This is a genomic window from Phocaeicola coprophilus DSM 18228 = JCM 13818, from assembly GCF_000157915.1.
In the GTDB taxonomy this organism is placed as follows: Bacteria; Bacteroidota; Bacteroidia; order Bacteroidales; family Bacteroidaceae; genus Phocaeicola; species Phocaeicola coprophilus.
The window spans coordinates 45,741-53,457 of record NZ_EQ973637.1 but is presented as its reverse complement, the minus strand read 5'-3'; the positions used below and the strand labels follow the sequence as shown (position 1 = coordinate 53,457).

Genomic DNA, 7,717 nt, shown 5'->3' with positions numbered 1-7,717 from the left:
GATGAAAAGATCTGCCTTACAATGGAATAAATGATTATTATGCCGCTCCAAGCATTCCACTTTGGGGCGGCATAATTATTTTCCAATAAAAATGCCATTAAAAATATTTCTGCTGTTAGCTTATCAATCAGAAAATATTGAAAATCAAAACGCTTATTTCACTTTCATCATATCAAAAACGGCTTATAAAATTTGGTTTTGTTTTTTCATTCACGTATATTTGCGATTAGCAAGAAGATTTTGTTTTTTCCTTTTCTCCCATAAATAAAACTGAAATCACATGAAGAAAGAGGAGGAAAATTCAAAAAGTTCAGGCTTTGAGGTTTCCTTTTTCTGTTTTTATGTCCTGACATATTTCGGGAAAAGAGACTCCAATTGTTATCAAACTTTTAACAGACTATTGCCATGCTGGAAGAAAAGAAAATATCAATCAGCATAGATGGAAATCCGCAGCACTCTTTTCTGCAGGTAATGCTGAAACAGGTAATCAATGACCATCACTATTTCGAGATAAGTTTTGACATAGAGGTGGGTGAAGCCTATGCAACGCATTCACTGGAGAAGGCAAAGAGCTGGCTTGGGAAAAAAGTCGTCATACTGATGGGCGAAAATACATTTGTGGGAATAGCCACACATGTTTCGCTACACAGAGCATCCGGAAACCACGGTTGCCTGCTTCTGACGGGATACTCAAATACGTTTCTTCTGGAGTCTGAACCGACATGCGCTTCGTGGCTGGACAAGACTCTGGCCAACATTGTCAACGAAGTTTGTGAAAAAGCCGGAGTAACCGCACTTATTTCTCCCGAATACACAGAAAAGATAGCATACGAATGCCAATACAGGGAAAGCAATTTTGACTTTATCCGCAGGCTGGCCAGACAGTACCATGAATGGTTGTACTATGACGGAAAGCAACTCGTATTCGGCAAACCTGCTGCTGCGAGCAGCATACCCCTGATGTACGGAAGAAACCTGCAAAGCCTTGACATATCCATCCAAGCCATCGCCCGTCCGCTGGCAGGTCAATCCTACCACTCTGAAGACGGACAAAAGTTTGAATCAACATCACCAGACGCACCAAGAGGTCTTGGCAGTTTGGGACATTCTGCATTTCAGGCTTCCATAGGACTATTCAAGTCACCGGCCAACCAATATGCAGAACCCCGTATATCCAACAAAGTAGAACTTGACAACTATTTCCAGAAGAAACAACAGAGCGATACTGCAGCCTCCCACTACGTTAGTTGCGAAAGCGACTGCTATAGCCTGACAGTAGGCAGTGTGGTTGACATACAAACGGCCATACAAGGTGAGGATTTCAGTTTTACAGAACAGATGCTTGGCTCATATATCATTACGGAAATAACCCATATAATAGGTTCCGGCAACAGCTATTACAATACCTTTACGGCACTGAGCGCAACAATACCTAACCTGCCGTCTCCAGATGTTCCATTGCCTGTAGCACAGACGCAACAGGCGGTAGTGGTAAGCAATGATGACCCAAAGAAGCAGGGACGCGTTCAGGTAAAGATGAACTGGCAGTCGGGAGACATGAAAACCTCATGGATACGTGTCATGACACCGGATGCCGGAATGAGCGACAAAGTATCGGCCAACAGAGGATTTGTCTTTATCCCGGAAAAGGACGACATCGTACTGGTAGGCTTCCGGCATGACGACCCGAACCGTCCATTCGTAATGGGAAGCCTGTTCAACGGAAAGACAGGCACAGGCGGTGACAGCGGCAACAAGAAAAAGAGCATGACCACTCGGAGCGGATGCACCATCACCATAGATGATGATGCAGGAAGTATCCTTATCACAGATCCGAGCGGCAGCAAAGTATTGTTGGGCGGTGACAAGACCATCACCATCGACTCGGAAGAGAAAATCACCCTGCATTCCAAAGTAATCGAAATACACGCTGATGAGAAGGTAGATACCAAAGGAGACAAAGAGGTAATTGTAAAAAGCGACAAGACCACAGTGGATGGAACCACTGAAACACTTATTACAAGCCAAACCAAACTCACATCGGAAGCACCTGCAATAGAATCCAAAGGCACAACCAGTATCTCTATTTCAGGAAAAATGGTTGATGTAAAAGGAACGAATATAACAAATATCAGTGGCGGAACCCTGAATTTCAATATGTCATAACAATTTCCAAACCCATAAAACAAAGTCCATGCTACTCGCCGACACACACTTGACTGCAGTCACCGGGGTGGATGTACACATGACAGCCGTACCTCCTTACAATCCGGTCCATCCGTACATAGGAATCGTGGTGGATCCGGCGGACTACATTCCCTTTCTGGGCACAAACGTAACAATCAACGGCCTGAAACGCGGAGTGTCAGACACCAGCGGGGTATTGCTGACACTGGTACACATACCACTGGTCGGCAGCTTTGTCAATCCCTCGATGATAGGGCATGAGAGCATGAACTTCTTCTCGTCGCAGAACGTATTCTCAGACGGGAGCCGCCTGAGTCCGAAGGGATACATGGTAATGACATGCAACGACATCGGGCTTCCGCTGTCTGCAACCCTGGAAGGCAACAAGGCAAAGAAAAGAAAGAGCCTTGTGCCCACACTCTTTGCACCCACTTCATTTTCACTACCTGTTCCGACAGGAAAGCCGGTATATGTAGGAGGCCCCTACATCCCGGATATCGGTGGCGCAATGGAAGGAATGTTTTACAATATCGGATTCAGCGTACTGAAAAAGGTGGGCATCAGCAAGTTCAATACAAAGATTCTGCAAAGCAAGGTAATGCAAAAAGTCCCGGGGACACAGAAGCTATCGGACATGCTCTGTAAGATGGGCTTCGAGCCTGTAGATCTTGTGGGAGGCGTAGTGGTTTACGAGGGACTGGACTTCAGCTTTCCATCACCCGTACCGTTATCGTGGAAACGGTCATGGTACTCCGACTCCAACTATGTGGGATGGTTAGGACACGGAGTGCACTGCATCTATGACAGGTGCGTGCAGGAACTTCCCCAAGAAGGAGCCACAGCACTGCGCATGGAAGATGGAAGAATCGTGGCTTTCCCGATGATACCTCAAGGAAAAGAAATGTATCTGAGAGAGGAACGGACGACATTGAGGCATACGGAAACAGGATATGAGGCATACAGCCATGACACGATGCTGACATCCGTGTTCGATCTGCGCTGCGGAGACGGACACACTTTCAGGATGACAAGGCTGACTAACCCTGACGGCATGGGAACGGAACTGAGATTCAGCAACGGGAAACCGGAAACAATCACGGACGCTGCCGGAAGATGTATACGGGTGGAAACGGAACAGAGGGGATTCATAACAAGAATATCCCTCGAAACGATAAAAGGTACGGAAATGCTCGTGGTATACGAATATGACAAGGACGGGAACATGATGTCCATCACTGACGCACTCGGACAGACCACGCACATCCTGTACGATGGACACCTGATGACGGAAAACACAGACCGCAACGGGGACACCTTCCACTGGGAATACGACGGAAAGGGACGCTGCGTACACACATGGGGCAAGGACGGCATTCAGGAGGGAAGAATAGAATACCATCCTGAAAAAGGCTTCAACCTCGTGACGGACGCAATGGGCGGAACAACCACATACAGGTACAGGCCGGACCGAATAGTAACCGCAGAAGAAGACCCGCTGGGAAACATCACCCGATACGAATATACGGAATATTCGGAACCGTACAGAGTGACCGATCCCGAAGGAAGAATAACGGGGTATGGCTATGACGAAAAAGGGAACCTGACCTCGGTAACCTACCCGGACGGAACCGAGGAAACATACATATACGACGAACTGGACAGGCTCGTCATTCATGTGGACGCATGTGGGAACAAGGCACAGCGGCTGTATGACAAGGAGCGCAAGCACCTGATGACACGCACCATAGACAGAACGGGAGAAATAACCAAATTCGACTATGACAAGAACGGGATGCTGGTAGCCATGACACGTGGAGAGCAGATCAGCAAACTCGTTTACGATGAACAGCACAACCTCGTTTCGTGGAACGAGAACGGCAAGACACTGCGACGGTGGGATTATGACCACAGGGGACAGGTGACTGCAGAACACTCACCCCTACTCCGACCGGACCGCTTCGAATACGATGCTCTGGGACGTGTCACACGCGTGTACGCACATGACGGCAACACGGTAGAACTGGGATATGACGCATACGACAGCGTGACGGAAGCAAGAGACGCACACCGCCACGTAAGGATGACATACACACCGCTGGGAAGCCTCGCCACACGTACCGAAGGCGAACGTGAGGTGAAATTCCTCTATGACAGAATGGAAAGGCTGACGGACGTGGTGAACGAACGGGGCGACTCATACAGCTTCATCCGTGACAAGGCTGGACAGGTATGCACGGAAAGGGGATTTGACGGCATGACGCGCAATTACATACGCAACCGTACCGGAGAGACCGTACTTGTGGAACGTCCCGGAGGAAGAGGCACCGCCTACGAATATGACGCAAGGGGACGCATGTGTACCGTATCGTATCATGACGGCACGAAAGAGGAATACTCCTACGACAAGAACGGTAACCTGGTAATGGCGGCAAACGCATCGGCACGCATCCGGCTGGAACGTGACGCGGCAGGGCGCATCATCAGGGAAAGCATGGAACTGCCGGCCGGAGACACACCTGTGGAAGTGACTTCCGTGGAATCGGAATACGACGGCTACGGAAACCGCACAAGAGTACGGAGTTCGCTGGGCGCTGACGTGAGACTGGACTATGACAGCTTCGGACTGGTAAGCGGAGTAAACGCAGGCTGCGGCAAGGAAGACAATCCCAAATGGGAAAGCGGCATCAGACGTGACGATGCCGGACGCGAGGTGGAACGCTTCGCCACGGGAGGAATACGCATAGCCACGGACTATGACGACACGGGTATGGTACGCTCGCGTCACGTGTATTCCAATGGAAGGCATACGGGATTCCGAAGCTACAGATGGGACGTGGGCGCAAGGCTGATGTCGATGCGCTGCAACCTGTCGGCAGAACCGGTAATCTTTGATTATGACTCGGTGGGAAACCTCATACGGGGAGAATACGGCATGTTCGACCGCATCTTCCGCACACCCGACCTGGTGGGAAACATCTACCGGGACGAGAACCGCAGGGACCGCACCTACGACAGAGGCGGACGGCTGCTGAGCGATGGCGAGTTCCACTACAGCTATGACTGCGAGGGAAACCTCGTACACAAGAGCCGGAGAAATCTGACAGAAGCACCAAAGGCACAGGCAAGGCACGGCTTTCTGAGCATTTTCATGGACAGTGAGAAAACCGAAGCTAACAACACACAGGCATGGCAGCCGGGAGACACCTGCTACACGTGGTTGGCAAACGGTATGCTGGAAAGCGTCATCACACCGGATGGAAAAACCGTGACATTCGAGTACGACGCACTGGGCAGACGCACGGCAAAGACATCCGACAGAACAGCAAAAATATTCTGCTGGGACGGTAACGTGCTGCTGCACGAATGGGAGTGTAAAGAGAACGAACGACCACGGCTTGTGACAGACGACATGGGACGGGAAAGCTACGACCGTGAGGTGACATTTGAAAATGTCATCACATGGGTATATGACGGACAGAGCTTCACCCCCGTGGCCAAGGTGACAGAACAGGAACGCTACACGATTGTGCATGACTATCTGGGAACTCCTACGCAGGCATACGACAGCAAGGGAAAACTTGTTTGGGAAATGTTACTAGATGTATATGGGAATGCGAAAGAATATACCGGAGAAAAATGTTTTGTTCCGTTCCGCTATCAGGGACACTATGAGGACAAAGAAACCCATCAGTATTACAATAGGTTCAGGTACTACTCTCCGAAGATGGGTATGTATATTTCTTCCGACCCCATTGGACTGGCGGGTGGTAATCCTACGCTATACGGATATGTTTTCGACCCCAATACACAGGTTGACCCATTTGGATTGGATTGTGACAAAGTAAATAAAGCAAGAGCAAGGCAACATAAGATGTTACAAGATAATAAGGGCTTTAATATTAGCCCAACAGATTGGGATGCATATCCAAGCATTGGTAGAAACGGGACTTTCATTACAGATTGCAAAGGAGCATTGGGGTATTTTGGTAACTTCAAAAAGGGAGATACTATAACAATTTCATCAGTAAAGGCTGCAAAAATAGAATCTGACATGGGACTAAATCCTGGTAGTCTTCAGAATGGTTTTAAAATCAGAGAAGTTAGTGGAATTTCCTCTATGAATCCTCGTAGTCCTTTAGAAGGTAATGAATATTTCTTAGGAGGTGGTCAACATCTGCCTGGGGGTGCTCCCGAAATGGTTATAAATTCAATTCCAACAACAGACAATGCGTCTGTAACAACAATATTAACAGTTCTTGTGAAATGAGAGAAAGTTTAGACAACAAAATTATAGTAGTTGAATTAGCTGGACAGAGTATTCTACTTAGTAATTCTGGTGATAATTTCAAGAAGGAACTTATTGCTATGGGATTTGTAAAAAAAGGGAAGTATTATGCGTTAGATTTACCTACAAAGGATATAACTCAACGGGTAACTTTGATAAAAAAACTAATTGCATTAGAAGCCCTTTTTTCTAACGGAAAAGATTGGTCTCCCTCAGAATTAGTGGATTACTACAAAGAAACAGGATTAATTGATAGTAAATATTATAAGATTTCATGGAAAGGCAAAGATGATTTTTATATTGTACTTAAATAAAATATACAAATTCCTATATCTGTCTGTATTATAGATGAAACCACCTTTCGGGGTGGTTTTGTCTTTCCGACAATCCTTAAACGGTATCTCTCACAAAAAAGTTATCAATAGTTCTTTTGCTTGTTTTCCCTCTTTTCTTTTAATGGTGGTTTTAAGTTTTTTTCGAAATTAATATTTATATCTCAGCCGACGTTCTTCTATAATCTTACGCAAAACTTGAGATTTATTATACAACTCAAGAAAGAAATCCTCTAAGCCAGACTCAAAAGTAATTGATTCTATATTTTGTTGTGACTTCTGTTGTGTCTTATGTCGTAGAAGCATCGCCATAATAGGCTGGGAAAAATCGCATTGCTCAATTTCAGATATAGCAGCAACATATTCTGAATCAAGCTGAGAATAGAGTGATTTGACACCATTAATAAATGAGCGATAAGTCTTTTCAACGGAGACAATATACCCAAGCCAGTTTTTTGCTTTTATTTTCCCTTGAGAATCAATATCACTAAGAGTTGAATCATCATAACATCTTGTAGAAGAAAGAATATCCTTAATCAACTTTTCATTCAAGTTCTCCCTCTTAATATCCATTCCTTGCTTCTTTGCCATATCAATGAATATCCGTTCGATATTCGTAACTATTGCCATGGCCGGAAAATCAGAAACCTTATAAACTGTGCTTGCCTTTTTTACTTCAGGATAATGAACCGTTATGAGGTAGAATATGTAGGCGGCAATGAACGACAGCCCGACTCCGTAAAAGAATTTTCCACAAGCAACAAAGAACTGGCAGGGAGCAGGAATATCAAAAAGCCACATATCCAAACAAAAAACAAGGATGACAGAAGCTAAAGTCAACATGTTTAATGTCCGATTCAAAGTCTTGAAAAAAACAATCCAAAAGTTATTCATAAACAATACTTCGGTAAAT

The 7,717-nt window shown here is 46.1% G+C and carries 4 protein-coding genes; 3 read left to right on the top strand and 1 reads right to left on the bottom strand.

The window, feature by feature from the left end; translation table 11 throughout:
- The first annotated feature begins 405 nt into the window (after positions 1-405).
- The 3 genes from BACCOPRO_RS06260 to BACCOPRO_RS06250 are packed head-to-tail and all read left to right on the top strand — an operon-like array spanning position 406 to position 6,786.
- Positions 406-2,166: a type VI secretion system Vgr family protein gene (locus BACCOPRO_RS06260; protein ID WP_008141981.1), complete on the top strand. Its 1,761-nt coding sequence runs from the start codon at positions 406-408 to the stop codon at positions 2,164-2,166.
- Between the two features lie 28 nt (positions 2,167-2,194).
- Positions 2,195-6,454 carry an RHS repeat-associated core domain-containing protein gene (locus BACCOPRO_RS06255; RefSeq protein ID WP_008141979.1) on the top strand — a complete coding sequence of 1,420 codons (4,260 nt, stop codon included), beginning with the start codon at positions 2,195-2,197 and terminating at the stop codon, positions 6,452-6,454.
- Positions 6,451-6,786, top strand: coding sequence for a hypothetical protein (locus tag BACCOPRO_RS06250; protein ID WP_008141977.1), 336 nt, complete (start codon positions 6,451-6,453; stop codon positions 6,784-6,786). Before BACCOPRO_RS06255 ends, BACCOPRO_RS06250 begins: the two co-directional genes overlap by 4 nt.
- Positions 6,787-6,954: 168 nt before the next feature.
- On the opposite strand, the gene BACCOPRO_RS06245 is transcribed toward BACCOPRO_RS06250, so the two are convergent.
- On the bottom strand, positions 6,955-7,717 hold a 763-nt coding region (locus BACCOPRO_RS06245), incomplete at its 5' end, for a hypothetical protein (protein WP_008141976.1).

Coding starts and splice junctions, on each gene's coding strand:
- BACCOPRO_RS06260 (WP_008141981.1), top strand. CDS start 406: ATGCTGGAAGAAAAGAAAATATCAATCAGCATAGATGGAAATCCGCAG.
- BACCOPRO_RS06255 (WP_008141979.1), top strand. CDS start 2,195: ATGCTACTCGCCGACACACACTTGACTGCAGTCACCGGGGTGGATGTA.
- BACCOPRO_RS06250 (WP_008141977.1), top strand. CDS start 6,451: ATGAGAGAAAGTTTAGACAACAAAATTATAGTAGTTGAATTAGCTGGA.